The sequence below is a fragment of the Sphingomonas yunnanensis genome, from assembly GCF_019898765.1.
Lineage (GTDB): Bacteria > Pseudomonadota > Alphaproteobacteria > Sphingomonadales > Sphingomonadaceae > Sphingomonas > Sphingomonas yunnanensis.
Genome location: NZ_JAIOKB010000005.1, coordinates 20,219 through 36,321 on the forward strand (window position 1 = coordinate 20,219; position 16,103 = coordinate 36,321).

Genomic DNA, 16,103 nt, shown 5'->3' on the forward strand with positions numbered 1-16,103 from the left:
CTCTAACGCGTGGGAGCGGAAAAGAGCACCGCATCCGAGCGCGCCAGGGAGACGAGCGTCAGCCCCGCCGCGGCGGCGCGGTCGAGCGCCAGGCTGGTCGCCGCCGACACGGTCACCAGCGTCGCGCATCCCGCCAGCGCGGCCTTCTCGACCAGCTCGTAGGAGCAGCGCGACGACAGCAGAGCGAAGCCGTCGTCCCACCCCAGCCCGCCGCGCGCCATCGCGCCGATCAGCTTGTCGAAGGCGTTGTGGCGGCCGACGTCCTCGCGCGCGAGCCGGATCGCGCCGGCGCGATCGCACAGCATCGCGGCATGCGCGGCGCCGGTGGCGCGGTTGAGCGGCTGGTGGTCGCGCATCGCCGCCAGCGCGGCGAAGATCGCCGCGGGCGCGACCGCCGCGCCGGTGACGCGCGGCAGCGCGCGGTGGATCGAGTCGAGGTTGTCCATCCCGCACAGCCCGCACGAGCTGTCGCTGGCGCGGCGGCGGACCCGGTCGGCGACGGCGGCGGCACGCGCGGGCGGCACCGCGAGACGCGCGATCACGCCCTGCGCAGTGTCGATGAGGTCGAGCGCGGCGATCTCGCCGACGTCCGCGACGATCCGCTCGGAGAGCGCGAAGCCGGTGGCGAAGTCGGCGAGGTCGACGGGGGTCGCCATCATCACCGCATAGCCGAGGCCGTTGACCTCGATCGCGACGGGATGCTCCTCGATCACCGCGCGGGGGTGCGGAGCGGCGGTGCCGTCGGCGGCGACGCGGCGGAAGTCACGGTCCATCGCCGCTGCCATGCCGCAGCGGGCGGCGCGGCGCCAGCGGGCGGGCTGGGGCGGCTCCCCGCCGTGTTGACCTAAGTGGCGCTGATTCTTTCCGAGTCGCGGCCACCCGTCCTGATGAAGGTTGGTGCGTCACGCGCAGATGAGCGCACAATGCGGGGCGAGTCGCAGCGTAACGTGAAACAGTCCTCACGCCGGTTAGGATCACGCGATGACCACGATGGACGACCTCGATTACTATCGCCGCCGCGCCCAGCAGGAGAGCGACGCCGCGCGTCACGCCAGGGACGCGCCGATGCGACGCCTCCATCTCGATCTCGCCTCACGCTACGCCGAGCGGATCGCCGAGGCGGAGCTGCGCGTGCCCGGACCGCGGATGGGAGTGAACTGAGGGCTTGCCCACCTCCTACTACCCCGGCGAACGCCGGGGTGGACGACGGCAGGGGGAGGGCGCCGCTCACGCCACGCGATAGTGGATCGGCTTGAAGCTGCCGCCGTTCGACGCCGGCGCCGAGCAGGCGGTGAGCCCGATGATCAGGTCCATCCGCGCTTCCAGCGTGAGATGGTCGCCAGCGCGGCTGATCGGCGCGAGCACCTCGAGCTTCCCGGTCACGCCGTCGACGGGCACGTTCATGAAGCAGTTGAACGCGACCGGGATCATGTCCTCGGTCACGCCATAGGGCGCGAGCGCCTCGGCGAGGTTGCCGAAGCAGCCGCGGTGCGGTGGCAGCTCGGGGTAGAAATGGTGGAAGGTGTCGTAGGAGCACGGCGTCAGCAGGAAGTCGTGCCGCCCGACGGTATCCTCGACGATTGCCAGCATCGGGCGCGAGCGGTTCGAGTAGAGCAGGTGGCCGGCGGTGAGGCGGATCGTCTCGGCATAGTCGAAGGTGCGCCCCGAGGAGATCACCTCGCGCACGTCCTCGGCATTGTACGCCAGCAGGTCGGCGACCTGGACGCCGCGCGGGTCGATCACGGTGAGTCGCTGCCCCGCCAGCAGGCGGAAGGCGGTGCCGCTGCGCGGCGCTATCTCGATCGTCTCGCTCATGCCGCGTCGCTCCCGCCGGCATAATGGAACGGGCAGCGCCACGCGCCGTCGACGACGCGGCCGCTATACTGGCGCGCCTCGCTCAGTTCGCCGTGTCGCGCGAGCATCGGGTTGCGCGAGCCCGCCACTTTCTCGTCGCGCACCATGATCGCCTCGCGCATCGTCTCGTAGCGGCCATCGGCGCGGAGCTGCTCGAACTGGTCATGGAGGTTGAACACCAGCGTCGGCCGCTCGAAGCGCCGCGCCGGGCGCGAGGCGTTGGGATGGAGGCCAACGACGAAGAACGCCTCGCCGCCGAAGCTCAGCGAGAAATGCGGACTGTCGGGATCGTGGCTGACTCGACCGTCATAGGGCTGACCGCGCCACACGTCCTTGTCGGAGAGCGACTGGATGCGCTTCCACAGCGCCGCCTCGAAGGAGGGCTCGTCGAGCCCGTCGGGACCTTCGAACACCACGGCGTAGCTGCGGAACAGCGTCGGCTCGGCGCGATAGGCGGCGGCGAAGCGGACCAGCCCGTCGTGGATGCGCAGGTCGTCCCAGGCGCTGTCGAGGCGCGAGCAGGCGAGCACGTCTAGCGTCCCGCGCGCGAGCGCCGCCTTGGCGCCGACGCAGGGGAAGGAGCGCTCGGCGACATGGCCGTGGAGGAGAGTCTCAAGCTCCTCCTGGGCCTGGTGGGTCCAGCGGAACAACGGTGTGGCGGGGGCGGGCATAGGGTCGAGGATACGGGCGGCGCCGATGAATCGTTCCGCCTAATCAAACTGATGCGGATCAATGGAGGAGGTTTGGAGCCGGGGTACGGTCGGCCGCGATGCTTCCTCTATTTGTCGTCATATTGGACCAAGTCCGGGATGGCGCCGAGTGAGGTAGCGTAGGTCACCGCGAACCACTCGCGTCGCGCTCTCCGCCGCGAGTGCCCCTCAGAAACTATAGACCAGCGACAATCGACTGAGCGTGTCGGTGCTGAGCCGTTCGTCGCGCGGCTCACTCTCATATTGCACGGTGTAGGAGAATTTCGCCGATAGCGGGCCGAGCAATTTGGCCTCAAGCGCGCTGACGCTGCGTACCGTGCTGTTGTAATGTTCGAGATAGGCCGAGGCTTCCTGGCTCAGTCGCAGGCCGCCGATCAGCGTCCAGTTGAGATTCATGCTGCCGCGCGCGGCGAGGCTGCTCTGCATGAAATCGTCGGTGAAATCGGTCTGGCGGAAGGCGGGGCCTGCCTCGAGGTCGAGCGTCAGCCCGGAGCGGCGAAACACGCCGTAGCCAGCGCCGACCGAGACCGCGTAGCGGCTGACATAGCCGAGGAAGCGATCCGACTCATAGCCGAGGTTGCCGTAGATATAGGCGCGGTCGCTGACCTTGTAGTTGGGCTGGTAGCCGAAGGTGTAGCGCTCGCGGCTGGTGACGCCGTCGGTACGCTGGAAGTCGGCCTGGCCGAGCAGCCGGTGGCGCCAGCGCAGGCCCTCGCGCGTGAGGTCGGCCGAGCCGGTCAGCCCGGTGATGTTCGAATTGCCGGTGGAGATGAAGCCGCCGGCCTCGGCCTTGCCGGTCCACAGCTCGAACGCGCTGGCCTGCTGCAACCGCTCGTCGTGCGCCCGCGCGCGCGCCGTCCGCCAGTCGCTCGCCTGGCGTAGCACCAGGTCGGCCGAGCCGGGATCGCCCGAGCGCGCATATTTGACGATGGTGGCGACGCCGGCCTCGTCGTTGGCGGCGATCGCGGCGTCGAGCATGGCGCGGATCTCCGGCGGGATCGTCGGGCCGGGGATCTTGGCGAGCGCGACGCCGACGTCGCCGAGCGTCGGCGGCGGCACCTCGGGCTCGGGCGCCTCGACCACCACCGGGGGCAGCTCGAGCTCGGGCAGGCGCAGCGTGCCCCGCGCGAGTCGTGCCGTGCGCCGGCCCCGTGTCCGGGCGAGCGGCGGGGCGGCCGCTGCGGGGGCGGCGAGCGTGAGGGCGGAGAGCGTGAGCAGGATCATCGGGCGGGCGGGGAGCGGGCCGGTGTCAGCGCTCGGTCACGCGGGACGGGAGTAAGCTGACGATTCGACCGACATTCATCTCTTCTACCTTCCGAGGTCCGCGCGCGACGACGCCGAGCGCGCCGCGACGCCTCACCCCGCACCCGTGCGGCGCCGATCGGGCGACGCCCACCTGCCTGCGACAAGCCAGCGCATAGAGAGGCTTGGCCGCGGGTGAAAGGGTGCCGCACGCGGCGACGCGATGAGAGCCGCGCTATACGCCAGCTATACGCGGTTCCGCCCGATCGATCTCGCATTGCTACGATCGCTGCGCCTAATCGGCCTGCCTTGAAGGTGCCGTCGCGTGACGGCGCCGCCTCGGGGAATCAGATCGATGAAGTTGCTCTACGCGGCCGCGTTCGCGGCCCTGGCCGGCGCGCCGCTCGCCGCCAGCGCGCAGTCGACGGCCGATGAGAAAGCCGACACTACCGCCGCGTCGACCGCGCCGATCACGGTCAGCGGTTCTGCCGCCATCGCGTCCGACTATCGCTTCCGCGGCGTGTCGCAGTCCGATCAGGAGATGGCGGTTCAGGGCGGGATCACCGTCGCGCACGAGAGCGGCCTGTACGTCGGTACCTGGGCGTCGAACCTGGCGGGCTGGGGCACGTTCGGCGGCGCCAACATGGAGCTCGACCTGATCGGCGGCTACAAGGCGAAGCTCGCGGACAATGCCACGCTCGACGTCGGGCTGACCTGGTACCTGTATCCCGGCGGCGCCGACAAGACCGACTTCGCCGAGCCCTATGTCAAGCTGAGCGGCATCGCCGGCCCCGCGACGCTGACGGCCGGCGCGGCCTATGCGCCGAAGCAGCAGGCGATCGGGCGCTGGTACCGCACCGGCGCCGACGCCGCGGCGGGGGTCTACACCGATCCCGGCGCCAAGGACGACAACCTCTACCTGTGGGGCGACGGCGCGCTGTCTCTGGCTGGCACGCCGCTCACCGCCAAGGCGCATGTCGGCCACAGCTGGGGACAGGACGGACTCGGCCCCAACGCCACCGCGGTGGCGCCGACCGGGGCCTATTGGGACTGGTCGCTCGGCGCGGACGCGACCTACAAGAACCTGACCTTCAACCTGAGCTACGTCGATACCGACATCTCGGATCGTGCGGCGAGCTACCTGCGGCCGAGCTTCAGCAAGGGCCAGGACGGTACCGGCAATATCGCCGGCAGCACCGTCGTGGTCTCGCTGACGGCTGCCTTCTGATCGGGAGGATCTGATGGACCTGCTCTGGATAGCGATCATCGTCGGCCTGTTCGCGCTGACGCTCGCCTACGTCCGCCTGTGCGACAACGCCTGAGGAGACGAGAGATGACGCTCGACCTCTGCCTGGCCGCGCTCACCGCGCTGGGCCTCCTCGTCTACCTGGTGGCGGTGCTGATCCGCCCCGAACGCTTCTGAAGGAGGCGGTTCCATGACATTCCAGGGCTGGTTCCTGATCCTCCTGTTCATCGGCATCCTGCTGGCGCTCACCAAGCCGATCGGGCTGTGGCTGTTCGCGTTGTACGAGGGGCGGCGCACGCCGCTCCACGTCGTGCTCGGTCCGGTCGAGCGCGGCTTCTATCGGCTTGCCGGCGTCGACCCGACGGCCGAGCAGGGCTGGCGCCGCTACGCACTGCACATGCTGCTGTTCAACGTGGCGCTGCTAACGTTCACCTATGCGGTGCTGCGATTGCAAGGCGTGCTGCCGGGCAATCCGCAAGGGCTCGCGGGGCTCTCGCCCGATCTCGCCTTCAACACCGCGGTGAGCTTCACCACCAATACCAACTGGCAGAGCTACGGCGGCGAGGCGACGATGTCGAACCTCAGCCAGATGCTGGGGCTGACGATCCACAATTTCCTCTCCGCGGCGACGGGAATCGCGCTCGCCTTCGCGCTGTTCCGCGGCTTCGCGCGGCGCGGGGCGCAGAAGAACGGGGTGGGGGTCATCGGCAACTTCTGGGCCGACATGACTCGCGTCACGCTCTACTTGCTGCTGCCGATCTGCATCCTCTACACGATCTTCCTGATCGCGAGTGGCGTGCCGCAGACGCTCGCCGGCGTCGTCGACGTCCAGACGCTGGAGGGCGCGCGCCAGTCGATCCTGCTCGGCCCGGTGGCCAGCCAGGAAGCGATCAAGATGCTCGGCACCAACGGCGGCGGCTTCTTCAACGCCAATAGCGCACACCCGTTCGAGAACCCGACCGCGCTGACCAACTTCGTGCAGATGCTGTCGATCTTCCTGATCGGCTTCGGGCTGACCTGGACCTTCGGCAAGGCGGTGGGCAACACGCGTCAGGGCTGGGCGATCCTGGCGGCGATGGTGATCCTCTTCCTCGCCGGCGTGACCGTCACCTATTGGCAGGAGGCCGCGGGCAACCCCGTGCTGCACCAGCTCGGCGTCGGCGGCGGCAACATGGAGGGCAAGGAAGTCCGCTTCGGCATCGCCGCCTCGGCGCTGTTCGCGGTCGTCACCACCGCGGCCTCGTGCGGCGCGGTCAACGCCATGCACGACAGCTTCACCGCGCTGGGCGGGATGATCCCGCTGTTCAACATACAGCTCGGCGAGGTCGTTATCGGCGGCGTCGGCGCGGGGATCTACGGCTTCCTGCTGTTCGCGATCCTCGCGGTGTTCGTCGCCGGGCTGATGGTCGGGCGCACGCCCGAGTACGTCGGCAAGAAGATCGAGAGCCGCGAGGTGAAGCTCGCGGTGCTGGCGATCGCGGTGCTGCCGCTGATGATCCTTGGGCTCACGGCTCTCTCGTCGGTGCTGCAGCAGGGGCTGGCGGGGCCGCTCAACAAGGGGCCGCACGGCTTCTCCGAGATCCTCTATGCCTTCACCAGCGCGGTCGGGAACAACGGCTCGGCCTTCGCCGGGCTGACCGCCAACACGCCCTACTACAACGGGCTGCTCGGCGTCGCGATGTGGGTCGGCCGCTTCTTCATCATCGTGCCGATGCTCGCCATCGCGGGCAGCCTCGCCGCCAAAAAATACACGCCGGAGAGCGCGGGCTCGTTCCCGACGACCGGCGGCCTGTGGGTCGGCCTGCTCGTCGGCATCGTGCTGATCCTGGGCGGCCTCACCTTCCTGCCGAGCCTCGCGCTCGGTCCGATCGCCGATCATCTCGCGATGATCCGCGGCCAGCTGTTCTAACGGGGGCCAATATGGCGAAGACCCAGACCAAGAGCTTGTTCACGGCCGACCTCGTCGTGCCCGCGATCACGGCAAGCTTCCTCAAGCTCAATCCGAGAGAGCTGGTCCGCAACCCGGTCATGTTCGTGACCGCGTGCGTGGCGACGCTGCTGACGGTCACGATCAACATCGGCGGCGACGGGCTCACGCTCGCCTTCAAGGCCCAGCTGGTCGTGTGGCTGTGGCTGACGGTGCTGTTCGGCACCTTCGCCGAGGCGCTGGCGGAGGGGCGCGGCAAGGCACAGGCGGCGAGCCTGCGCGCGACCAAAGCCGAGCTCAGCGCCAAGCGGCTGAGGGGCGACGGGCGAGCGTTCGACGAGGTGGCGGCGAGTCAGCTCAGGGTCGGAGACATCGTGCTGGTCGAGACGGGCGACCTGATCCCGTCCGACGGGGACGTCGTCGCGGGCGTCGCCTCGGTCAACGAGGCCGCGATCACGGGCGAGAGCGCGCCGGTGATCCGCGAGGCGGGCGGCGACCGCTCGGCGGTGACCGCGGGCACGCGCGTCATCTCCGACGAGATCCGCGTGAAGGTGACGGTGGAGCCGGGCAAGGGCTTCCTCGACCGCATGATCGCGCTGGTGGAGGGCGCCGAGCGGCAGAAGACGCCCAATGAGGTGGCGCTCACCGTGCTGCTCGTCGGGCTGACGATCATCTTCCTGATCGCTGTCGCGACCATCCCCGGCTTCGCCGCCTACACCGGCGGCAGCATCCCGGTGGCGATCCTCGCCGCGCTGCTGATCACGCTGATCCCGACCACGATCGCCGCGCTGCTCTCGGCGATCGGGATCGCGGGCATGGACCGGCTGGTGCGCTTCAACGTGCTCGCCAAATCGGGCCGCGCGGTCGAGGCGGCGGGCGACATCGACGTGCTGCTGCTCGACAAGACCGGCACGATCACGATCGGCGACCGCCAGGCGAGCGAGTTCCGCAGCGTCGGCGGTGCCAGCGACGTCGAGCTGGCCGAGGCGGCGCTGCTCGCCAGCCTCGCCGACGAGACCCCGGAAGGCCGCTCGATCGTGGTGCTGGCGCGCGACCAGTTCGGGTTGCAGCGGCCGATGCCCGCGGGCGCCGAGGTGATCCCCTTCACCGCGCAGACCCGTGTCTCGGGCGTACGGATCGGCGACACGCTGATCCAGAAGGGCGCGGTCGACTCGATCCTGCGCGCCAACACGGGCGCGGGCGAGACCGCCGCGGCGACCGAGCTGCGCCGCATCACCGACGAGATCGCCCGCGCCGGTGGCACCCCGCTGGCGGTGGCGCGCGACGGTCGCCTGCTCGGCGCGATCTTCCTCAAGGACGTGGTCAAGGCCGGGATCCGCGAGCGCTTCGGCGAGCTGCGCACGATGGGCATCCGCACCGTGATGATCACCGGCGACAACCCGCTCACCGCCGCGGCGATCGCGGCCGAGGCGGGGGTGGACGACTTCCTCGCCCAGGCGACCCCCGAGGACAAGCTGGCGCTGATCCGCCAGGAGCAGACCGGCGGCAAGCTCGTGGCGATGTGCGGCGACGGCACCAACGACGCGCCCGCGCTGGCGCAGGCCGACGTCGGCGTGGCGATGAACACCGGCACGCAGGCGGCGCGCGAGGCGGGCAACATGGTCGATCTCGACAGCGATCCGACCAAGCTGATCGAGGTGGTCGGGCTCGGCAAGCAGCTGCTGATGACTCGCGGCGCGCTCACCACCTTCTCGGTGGCGAACGACGTGGCCAAATATTTCGCGATCATCCCGGCGATGTTCGTCGCGCTCTACCCGGGGCTGGGCGTGCTCAACGTGATGGGGCTGGCGACGCCGCAGTCCGCGATCCTCAGCGCGATCATCTTCAACGCGCTGATCATCCCGCTCTTGGTGCCACTCGCGCTCAAGGGGGTGAGGTACAGGCCGATGGCCGCGGGCCCGCTGCTGGCGCGCAACCTCGCGGTCTACGGCCTCGGCGGCCTGCTCGCCCCCTTCCTCGGCATCAAGCTCATCGACCTGGTCGTCGGCGGGCTGGGGCTGGCGTGAGGCTACTCCCCCCCACCAGGGGGGAGGGGGCGGGGGTGGGGCCGCTCCACGAACGGGCGGCTCGACGAAGCAGCCCACCCCAATCCCTCCCCCGAAGAGGGAGGAGCAAGAAGGAGGAATGACATGACCAAGGATCTCTCGTCCGCGCTGCGCCCCGCGATCGTGCTGACACTGCTGTTCGCCGCGCTGCTCGGCCTGCTCTACCCGCTGGCGATGAACGGGCTTGGCCAAGCGCTCTTCCCCAACCAGGCCAATGGGAGCCTCGTGCGCGACGTGCAGGGCAGGGTGATCGGCTCGACCGTGCTGGGCCAGGCCTTCACCGCCGACCGTTACTTCCAGAGCCGGCCCTCGGCGGCGGGCAAGGGCTATGACGGCCTATCCTCCTCGGGTTCGAACCTCGGCCCGGCGAGTCGGGCGCTCGTCGATCGGGTCAGGGCGGACGCCGCGAAGCAGCGGGCGGAGGGTGTCCTGGGTCCGCTCCCGGCCGATCTGCTCACCGCGAGCGGCTCGGGGCTAGACCCTGACCTGTCGCCGGCGGGCGCGCTGGCGCAGGCGCCGCGGATCGCGCGGGTGCGCGGCCTGGCGGTGGCGCGCGTCCGCGCGCTCGTCGCGGCGCAGGCGGAAGATCCGATGCTCGGTGCCGCGCACGTCAACCTGCTCGCGCTCAACCGCGCGCTCGACTCGCTGTCGGGGGCGGAGCGTCGCTGAGGTCCTGCCGCGTCAGACCAACCGTGCTCCGGCGAGAGCCGGAGCCCAGGTTGGCAGAGCGCGACGTTCGTGACCCTAGGCTCCTGCCTGCGCAGGAGCACGGTAAAGCCAGCGAGTGAACCTCACCGCCTGATCGTCTCCGCCGCGTCCCGTCGCGGCAGGACGAGATCTCTACGACCCTACCGCCCGCGCCTCACACCCGCATCGGCATCAGCACGTAGAGCGCCGGGCTCTTGTCGTTCTCGCGGATCAGCGTCGGCGCGGCGGCGTCGGCGAGATGGACCTCCACCAGGTCGGTGTCGATCTGGCCGAGGATATCGAGCAGGTAGCGGCTGTTGAAGCCGATCTCGAACGGCATCGCGGCATAGTCGCCGGGCACTTCCTCCGCCGCGGTACCGTTTTCCGGGCTGGTCACCGACAAAGTGATCTTGTCGCGATCGAGCGCCATCTTCACCGCCCGGGTCTTCTCGGTGGCGATGGTGGAGACGCGGTCGACGCCCTGCATGAAGCTCTTCGGATCGAGCTTGAGGATCTTGTCGTTCGCGGTCGGGATCACGCGGCTGTAGTCGGGGAAGGTGCCGTCGATCAGCTTGGAGGTGAGGATCGCGCTGCCGAGATCGAAGCGGATCTTGGTGCCCGACAGCGACACGCCGACCGAGCCGTCCACCTCATCGAGCAATTTTCGCAGCTCGGCGATGCACTTCCGCGGCACGATCACGTCGGGCATGTCGGCGGCGCCCTCCGGCTGGTCGACCGTCACACGCGCGAGCCGGTGCCCGTCGGTCGCCGCCGCCTTGAGCACGCCCTCGGCGACGTGGAGGAAGATGCCGTTGAGATAATAACGTGTCTCTTCGGTCGAGATGGCGAAGCGCGTCTTGTCGATGATCTGCGTGAGCGTGTCGACCGGCAGCTCGAACTGGACCGGTAGCTCGCCCTCGGCGATCACCGGAAAATCGTCGCGCGGCAGCGTGCCGAGCGAGAAGCGCGCGCGCCCCGCCACGATCGTCAGGCGCCCATCGGCGGCGGCGAGCGAGACCTGCGCGCCCTCGGGCAGCTTGCGCGCGATGTCGAACAATGTGTGCGCGGAGACGGTGGTGGCGCCGGGCTGGTCGACCGCGGCGGCGACGCTCTCGTTGATCTGGAGATCGAGGTCGGTCGCCATCAGCCGCAGCTGGCCCTCGGCAGTCGCCTCGAGCAGCACGTTCGACAGGATCGGGATGGTGTTGCGGCGCTCCACCACCGATTGCACGTGGCTCAGCCCCTTGAGCAGCGTCGCGCGTTCGATCGTCGCCTTCATCGTCACGTCCCCCCGGCCCGCAGGTCACTCACCAGGGGCAATTGGCCGACTCGTCCTAGCCAAAAGTGAAGGGCCGGAGCAAGCGCCCCGGCCCCTCGCGTCTATATGAGTGCGTGGCCCCCCGTGTTCCTGCGAATGCAGGAAACCAGGGTCACGCAGGTCAGCGCCCTCGGCTCTGGGCTCCTGCGTGCGCAGGAGCCCGATCGCCGCGGAGCCGGCCTCGCCTCACCGGCCGATCCTCAGAAGCGGATGCCGAGCCCGGCCATCAGCTGGTGGCGGTCGAGGTCGATGTTGTAGCCGTCGATCTCGCCGTAGTGCGAATAGCGATACTCGCCCTTCACGAAGGCGGTCGGGGTGAGCTTATACTCCAGCCCGGCGCCGAGGCGGAAACCGTCGAGGTCGGCCTTGTCGACCAGCTCGCTGTCCGCGCCGGTATTGGGCTGGTAGCGGCTCTCGACGCGCGCGTTGGTGTAGCCGCCCTTGGCGTAGATCATCGCCGCGGGCGAGATCACGTAGCCGAGCCGGCCGCCGATATAGAGGTCGCGCCCGGCCTCGACCGAGAAGCGGTCGCCCGCGGTCACTTCATTGTAGCTGCGGCTCTTGGTGGTCGCGTCGGTGATCTCGCCGTCGATCCCGTAGACGATGTTGCCGTTCTGGATGTCGTAGCCGAGCAGCGCGCCGTAGCTGAAGCCCTCGCGGCCCTCGGAATCGCCGTTGCCGCCGTCGCGCAGATTGTCGTAGCCGGCGAGCGCCTCGAGCCGCGGGCCGCTGAAGTCGCCGTTCTGTGCCAGCGCGGGGGTTGCCAGCGCGACGCCGAACGCGGCCGCGGCGGTGGCAAATGCAAACTTACGCATGTCTCACTCCAGTCCTCTCGCCCCGACCCTGGGGCGTGGGGGGTCAATTAGTTAACGCCCGCGACGTTGCATGAACCTCACATAAACAGGAAAAACCGTTGCTTATGAGCCACAGCGCTTCGTAGGTTCGGCCGGAGGAGGCGCGCATGGGGGCAGGACCTTGCTGATCGCGGCGGCGATGGCGCTGGCGGCGGAGCGCGGCGCGCTCGGCGTGTGGGAGCGCTGGGCGGCGCTGCGCGAGGGCGCGCCGCCGCGCTGCTTCGCGATCGCGCAGCCGGTGCGCGACGACGGCGCCACCGATCGCCGCGGCGGATTCGCCAGCGTGGTGGCGCGGGCCGGGCCGACGCGCGCGCCGAGCGTGTACTTCCGTCTGTCGCGCCCGCGCGGCCGCGACGCGCGGGTGACGCTGGCCATGGGCGAGCGCCGCTTCGCGCTGGCGGGCGACCTGACGAGCGCGCGCGCGCCCGACGCCGCGACCGACCGCGCGATCGTCGCGGCGCTACGCGCGGCGCGGCTGATGACGCTCACCACGGCCGACCGCGCGGGTCGGCCGATCGCGGACAGCTACACGCTCGCGGGCGCCGCCACCGCGATCGACGCGGCGCAACTGGGGTGTGCGGGCGAATAGCTCCCCTCCCCTGCGGGGGGGGGGGCGGGGTGAGGCCTTGCCGCGAGCGCGCCGATCGGGGGACGACCGCGCCGCCCGCGGCGACGCCCCACCCCAGCCCTCCCCTGATGGGGAGGGAGAGGGAGCCCTCCACGCCGAACTGGAAAGTTCCGCTCACATCGCCTATGTGCGCGCGATGCTGACAGAGCCGGCCGCCCCCATGCCCATCCCCGGGCACATCGATCCCGTGCCCGTCCCGCGCGCCGCGGTGACGCGCCCCGACGGTCGCGTCGACCTGATCGGCCTGTCCAAGGACCAGCTGCGCGAGACGCTCGCCGCCGCCGGGCTCGAGCCGCGCCAGGCCAAGCTGCGCGCCAAGCAGATCTGGCACTGGATCTACAATCGCGGCGCCACCGACTTCGCGCTGATGACCGACATCGCCAGGGCGCAGCACCCGTGGCTGACCGAGCGCTTCGTCATCGGCCGCCCCGAGGTGGTGGAGGCGCAGGTCTCCAGCGACGGCACGCGCAAATGGCTGCTGCGTTCCCCCGACGGGCAGGATTACGAGGCGGTGTTCATCCCCGACGCCGATCGCGGCACGCTCTGCGTGTCGAGCCAGGTCGGCTGCACGCTCAACTGCACCTTCTGTCACACCGGCACGATGCGGCTGGTGCGCAACCTCACCGCGGGCGAGATCGTCGGTCAGGTCATGCTGGCGCGCGACTCGCTCGGCGAGTGGCCGAGCCAGCCCGAGGGCCGCATGCTCACCAACATCGTGATGATGGGCATGGGCGAGCCGCTCTACAATTTCGACGCGGTGCGCGACGCGCTCAAGCTGGTGATGGACGGCGACGGCCTCGCGCTCAGCAAGCGCCGCATCACGCTCTCGACCTCGGGCGTGGTGCCGATGATGGCGCGCGCGGGCGAGGAGATCGGGGTCAATCTCGCGGTGTCGCTCCACGCGGTGACCAAGGAGGTGCGCGACGAGATCGTGCCGCTCAACCGCAAATACGGCATCGAGCAGTTGCTCCAGGCCTGCGCCGATTATCCCGGCGCCAACAACGCGCGCCGCATCACGTTCGAGTACGTGATGCTCAAGGACAAGAACGACTCGGACGCGGAGGCCCACGAGCTGGTGCGGCTGCTGCGCCACTATCAGCTGCCCGCCAAGGTGAACCTGATCCCGTTCAATCCCTGGCCCGGCGCGGCCTATGAGACGTCGACGCCCGAGCGCGTGCGCCGCTTCAGCGAGATCATCTTCGAGGGCGGCATCTCGGCGCCGGTGCGCACCCCGCGCGGCCGCGACATCGACGCCGCCTGCGGTCAGCTCAAGACCGCGGCCGAGAAGAAGAGCCGCGCCGAGCTCGACCGGATCGCGGCGGAGAAGCAGGCGGCGCTTGGCTGAGTGGGGCGCGGTCGCGCTGGCGGCGGGCGCCGGCGCGGTGGGGGGCGCGATGAACGCGCTGGCGGGAGGCGGCACGTTCGCCACGCTGCCGGCACTGCTCGGCCTCGGCCTGCCCGCCAATATCGCCAACGCCACCTCCAATGTCGCACTGCTGCCCGGCGCGGGCGCGAGCGTGTGGAGCTTCCGCGACGAGCTCGGCCCGGTCGCGGGCGTGTCGCTGCGCCGGCTCGCGGCGGTGACCTTCGTCGCCGGTCTGATCGGGAGCACCCTGCTGGTGGTCACGCCCGGCCACGCCTTCGACCTGATCGTGCCGTGGCTGCTGCTGGTGGCGCTGGTCGCGATCGTGTTCGGGCCCGCCGGGGCGGCGTGGCTGGCGCGGCGAGTCACGATCGGGCGGCGCAGCCTGTTCGTCGCGCAGGCGTTGCTCGGCACCTATGGCGGCTATTTCGGCGGCGGCGTCGGGATCATGCTCACCGCCACCTATGGGCTGCTCGCCGGTGCCAGCCCGCGCGCGCTGTTCGCCCCGCGCACGCTGATGCTGGCGATGGCCAATGCCGCGGCGGCACTGGTGTTTATCACCACCGGGCTGGTGCGCTGGCAGGCGGGGGCGCCGATGCTGCTCGGCGGGATCGTCGGCGGCTGGGCCGGCGCGAGCGTGGGCAAGCGGCTGCCCGCGGGCGTGGTGCGCGGCTGGACGATCCTGGTCACCGCCGCCACCACCGCGGTGTTCTTCTGGCGCGCCTACGGCTGAGGCCGACGCGGCGCGCCGCCGGGCTCGCCGGCGCGTCGCTGCCTTTCCAGCGAGTGATGGCTGGCGACATTCTCGCCGACGAAGACGATGATCCACATCGCCGCGACGAAGAGGGCGAGGATCGCCAGGACGCGTGGCGCGCGGCGGCTCGGCAGCCTGGGATCGGTCATGCGCGGCTCCGTCATGGGCGAGCGGCCCAGCCTAGGCGGCGACGCGGCGCGCGCACTCACCTCGATCGGACCACGGGCTGCCGACGCGCGCGAGAAACGGCAACCTTCCTAACCTTCATTGAGGACCATTGATCGAGATCAAGGCAGATTGCGAGGAAAGGAGTCGCTGATGCAGCGCTATTTCTTCAACGTGCGCGACGGCGTCTCGCATCCCGACGCGATCGGCCAGGAGTTCGCCACTTTGGCGGACGCGCGCGCCGCGGCGGTCCGCTTCGCCGCCGACGTGCTGCGCGACGAGAACGATGCGCTGCTGCGCGGCGAGGAATGGGCGGTCGAGCTGGTCGACGCCGAGCGCGGGCTGCTGTTCTCGGTGATCGTCGCGACGGTCGGGACGGAGCCGGTGGCGTAGGGCGCGCGAGATCCTCCCCGCTCGCGGGGAGTGCGGGCTGTGGCCTGCCCCCTGGCAGGCCAAGATGGTGTCCGGGAGGACACCATCTCGCCCGCACTGGCAGCGCGCAGCGCTGACGGCGGGGGCTCGCCGCGGACGTGACCGGACGTGGAGGACGTCACCGATGCCTCCGCCGTACCGCTCGCGGCCATCCCCCTCCACCACCGGCTTCGCCGGCGGTCCCCCTCCCCGTGCCGGGGAGGACCTTCGCGCCACGCGCCTCAGGCCCTCGGCCGCTCCAGCCGGAACAGCTGCTCGGGAGCGATCTCGAAATAGTCGGCCGGGCCGCCGCCGCGCGTGATCGGGCGCGCGCGCGCGGTCTGGTAGACGCCGTCGTCGAGCAGCGCGCGATCGAGGTGGACCGCCACCGCCTCGCCCAGCACCAGCCACGACGGCAGCGCCCCGCCGCCGCGCGCCTCGAGCTGCACCACCTGGGTGACCACGCACTCGAACTGCACCGGACTCGCCGCGACGCGCGGCGGGCGCACCTTGGCGGAGGGGAGTGTCTCCAGCCCCGCGAGCGCGAACTCGTCCGTCTCCGGCGGGGCGGCGGCGGAGGTGGCATTCATCGCCTCGGCGAGGTCGCGCGTCGCCAGGTTCCAGACGAACTCGCCGGTGTCGCGCGCGTTCGCGAGCGAGTCCTTGGCGCCCACCGAGCAGAACCCGACGATCGGTGGCTTGTAGTTGAACAGGTTGAAGAAGCTGTACGGCGCCAGATTGCGCACGCCGGCAGGTGAGACGGTGCTGATCCAGCCGATCGGACGCGGCGCGACGATCGCGTTGAGCGGGTCGTGGCGCAGGCCATGACCCGCCGCGGGCTCGTAGAAATGCCATTCGGTCATGGCCTAACCTCTGCT

18 protein-coding genes are annotated in these 16,103 nt (G+C 70.2%); 10 read left to right on the forward strand and 8 right to left on the reverse strand.

Annotation, left to right across the window (positions count from 1 at the left end; translation table 11 throughout):
* Window positions 1–2: 2 nt before the first annotated feature.
* Window positions 3–773 (reverse strand): formate dehydrogenase accessory sulfurtransferase FdhD, encoded by a 771-nt coding sequence (fdhD, locus tag K7957_RS14035; RefSeq protein WP_223012631.1) that lies wholly within the window; start codon window positions 771–773, stop codon window positions 3–5.
* 208 nt (window positions 774–981) lie between these two features.
* Here fdhD and K7957_RS14040 point away from each other — a divergent pair, with 208 nt between their 5' ends.
* Window positions 982–1,161: a hypothetical protein gene (locus K7957_RS14040; RefSeq protein ID WP_223012632.1), complete on the forward strand. Its 180-nt coding sequence runs from the start codon at window positions 982–984 to the stop codon at window positions 1,159–1,161.
* Window positions 1,162–1,227: 66 nt separating this feature from the next.
* Here the strand turns inward: K7957_RS14040 and K7957_RS14045 are convergent, their stop codons facing one another.
* The 3 genes from K7957_RS14045 to K7957_RS14055 all read right to left on the reverse strand — a co-directional run bounded on the left by K7957_RS14045 (window position 1,228) and on the right by K7957_RS14055 (window position 3,788).
* Window positions 1,228–1,815 (reverse strand): DUF1989 domain-containing protein, encoded by a 588-nt coding sequence (locus K7957_RS14045; protein WP_223012633.1) that lies wholly within the window; start codon window positions 1,813–1,815, stop codon window positions 1,228–1,230.
* A complete protein-coding gene (gene gntA / locus K7957_RS14050; RefSeq protein ID WP_223012634.1) occupies window positions 1,812–2,525 on the reverse strand; it encodes a guanitoxin biosynthesis heme-dependent pre-guanitoxin N-hydroxylase GntA in 714 nt (237 codons plus the stop codon). Before gntA ends, K7957_RS14045 begins: the two co-directional genes overlap by 4 nt.
* Before the next feature lie 207 nt (window positions 2,526–2,732).
* A complete protein-coding gene (locus tag K7957_RS14055) occupies window positions 2,733–3,788 on the reverse strand; it encodes a DUF481 domain-containing protein (RefSeq protein WP_246617110.1) in 1,056 nt (351 codons plus the stop codon).
* A gap of 373 nt (window positions 3,789–4,161) precedes the next feature.
* Between K7957_RS14055 and K7957_RS14060 the strand changes: the two genes are divergently transcribed.
* The 5 genes from K7957_RS14060 (at window position 4,162) to kdpC (ending at window position 9,714) form a co-directional block, all read left to right on the forward strand.
* Window positions 4,162–5,034 (forward strand): TorF family putative porin, encoded by an 873-nt coding sequence (locus K7957_RS14060; protein WP_223012635.1) that lies wholly within the window; start codon window positions 4,162–4,164, stop codon window positions 5,032–5,034.
* A 105-nt stretch (window positions 5,035–5,139) separates the two neighbouring features.
* On the forward strand, window positions 5,140–5,229 hold the full coding sequence (gene kdpF, locus K7957_RS14065) for a K(+)-transporting ATPase subunit F (protein ID WP_168135669.1): 90 nt from the start codon (window positions 5,140–5,142) through the stop codon (window positions 5,227–5,229).
* A gap of 13 nt (window positions 5,230–5,242) precedes the next feature.
* On the forward strand, window positions 5,243–6,961 hold the full coding sequence (gene kdpA / locus K7957_RS14070) for a potassium-transporting ATPase subunit KdpA (RefSeq protein ID WP_223012636.1): 1,719 nt from the start codon (window positions 5,243–5,245) through the stop codon (window positions 6,959–6,961).
* Between the two features lie 11 nt (window positions 6,962–6,972).
* Complete coding sequence (gene kdpB, locus K7957_RS14075; RefSeq protein WP_223012637.1) at window positions 6,973–9,006, forward strand: potassium-transporting ATPase subunit KdpB; 2,034 nt, start codon at window positions 6,973–6,975, stop codon at window positions 9,004–9,006.
* A 123-nt stretch (window positions 9,007–9,129) separates the two neighbouring features.
* Complete coding sequence (gene kdpC, locus K7957_RS14080; protein WP_223012638.1) at window positions 9,130–9,714, forward strand: potassium-transporting ATPase subunit KdpC; 585 nt, start codon at window positions 9,130–9,132, stop codon at window positions 9,712–9,714.
* A 193-nt stretch (window positions 9,715–9,907) separates the two neighbouring features.
* Here kdpC and dnaN read toward each other — a convergent pair whose 3' ends face one another.
* Window positions 9,908–11,011, reverse strand: coding sequence for a DNA polymerase III subunit beta (gene dnaN / locus K7957_RS14085; RefSeq protein WP_223012639.1), 1,104 nt, complete (start codon window positions 11,009–11,011; stop codon window positions 9,908–9,910).
* A gap of 239 nt (window positions 11,012–11,250) precedes the next feature.
* On the reverse strand, window positions 11,251–11,865 hold the full coding sequence (locus K7957_RS14090; RefSeq protein ID WP_223012640.1) for an outer membrane protein: 615 nt from the start codon (window positions 11,863–11,865) through the stop codon (window positions 11,251–11,253).
* Between the two features lie 160 nt (window positions 11,866–12,025).
* Between K7957_RS14090 and K7957_RS14095 the strand changes: the two genes are divergently transcribed.
* From K7957_RS14095 to K7957_RS14105, 3 genes are all read left to right on the forward strand, one after another.
* The gene (locus tag K7957_RS14095) at window positions 12,026–12,493 is read left to right on the forward strand and encodes a hypothetical protein (protein ID WP_246617111.1); all 468 of its coding nucleotides are present in this window, start codon (window positions 12,026–12,028) and stop codon (window positions 12,491–12,493) included.
* Between the two features lie 199 nt (window positions 12,494–12,692).
* Window positions 12,693–13,877 (forward strand): dual-specificity RNA methyltransferase RlmN, encoded by a 1,185-nt coding sequence (gene rlmN / locus K7957_RS14100; protein ID WP_223012641.1) that lies wholly within the window; start codon window positions 12,693–12,695, stop codon window positions 13,875–13,877.
* Window positions 13,870–14,628, forward strand: a complete 759-nt coding sequence (locus K7957_RS14105; protein WP_223012642.1) for a sulfite exporter TauE/SafE family protein — start codon at window positions 13,870–13,872, stop codon at window positions 14,626–14,628. Before rlmN ends, K7957_RS14105 begins: the two co-directional genes overlap by 8 nt.
* Here the strand turns inward: K7957_RS14105 and K7957_RS14110 are convergent.
* Window positions 14,619–14,798, reverse strand: coding sequence for a hypothetical protein (locus K7957_RS14110; protein ID WP_223012643.1), 180 nt, complete (start codon window positions 14,796–14,798; stop codon window positions 14,619–14,621). The two genes, K7957_RS14105 and K7957_RS14110, sit on opposite strands and share 10 nt — an antisense overlap.
* Window positions 14,799–14,967: 169 nt before the next feature.
* On the opposite strand from K7957_RS14110, the gene K7957_RS14115 reads away from it, so the two are divergent.
* Complete coding sequence (locus K7957_RS14115; RefSeq protein ID WP_223012644.1) at window positions 14,968–15,207, forward strand: DUF6894 family protein; 240 nt, start codon at window positions 14,968–14,970, stop codon at window positions 15,205–15,207.
* A 260-nt stretch (window positions 15,208–15,467) separates the two neighbouring features.
* Here the strand turns inward: K7957_RS14115 and K7957_RS14120 are convergent, their stop codons facing one another.
* Entirely contained in the window at window positions 15,468–16,088 is a 621-nt protein-coding gene (locus K7957_RS14120) for a flavin reductase family protein (RefSeq protein WP_223012645.1), read from the reverse strand.
* Window positions 16,089–16,103 lie beyond the last annotated feature (15 nt).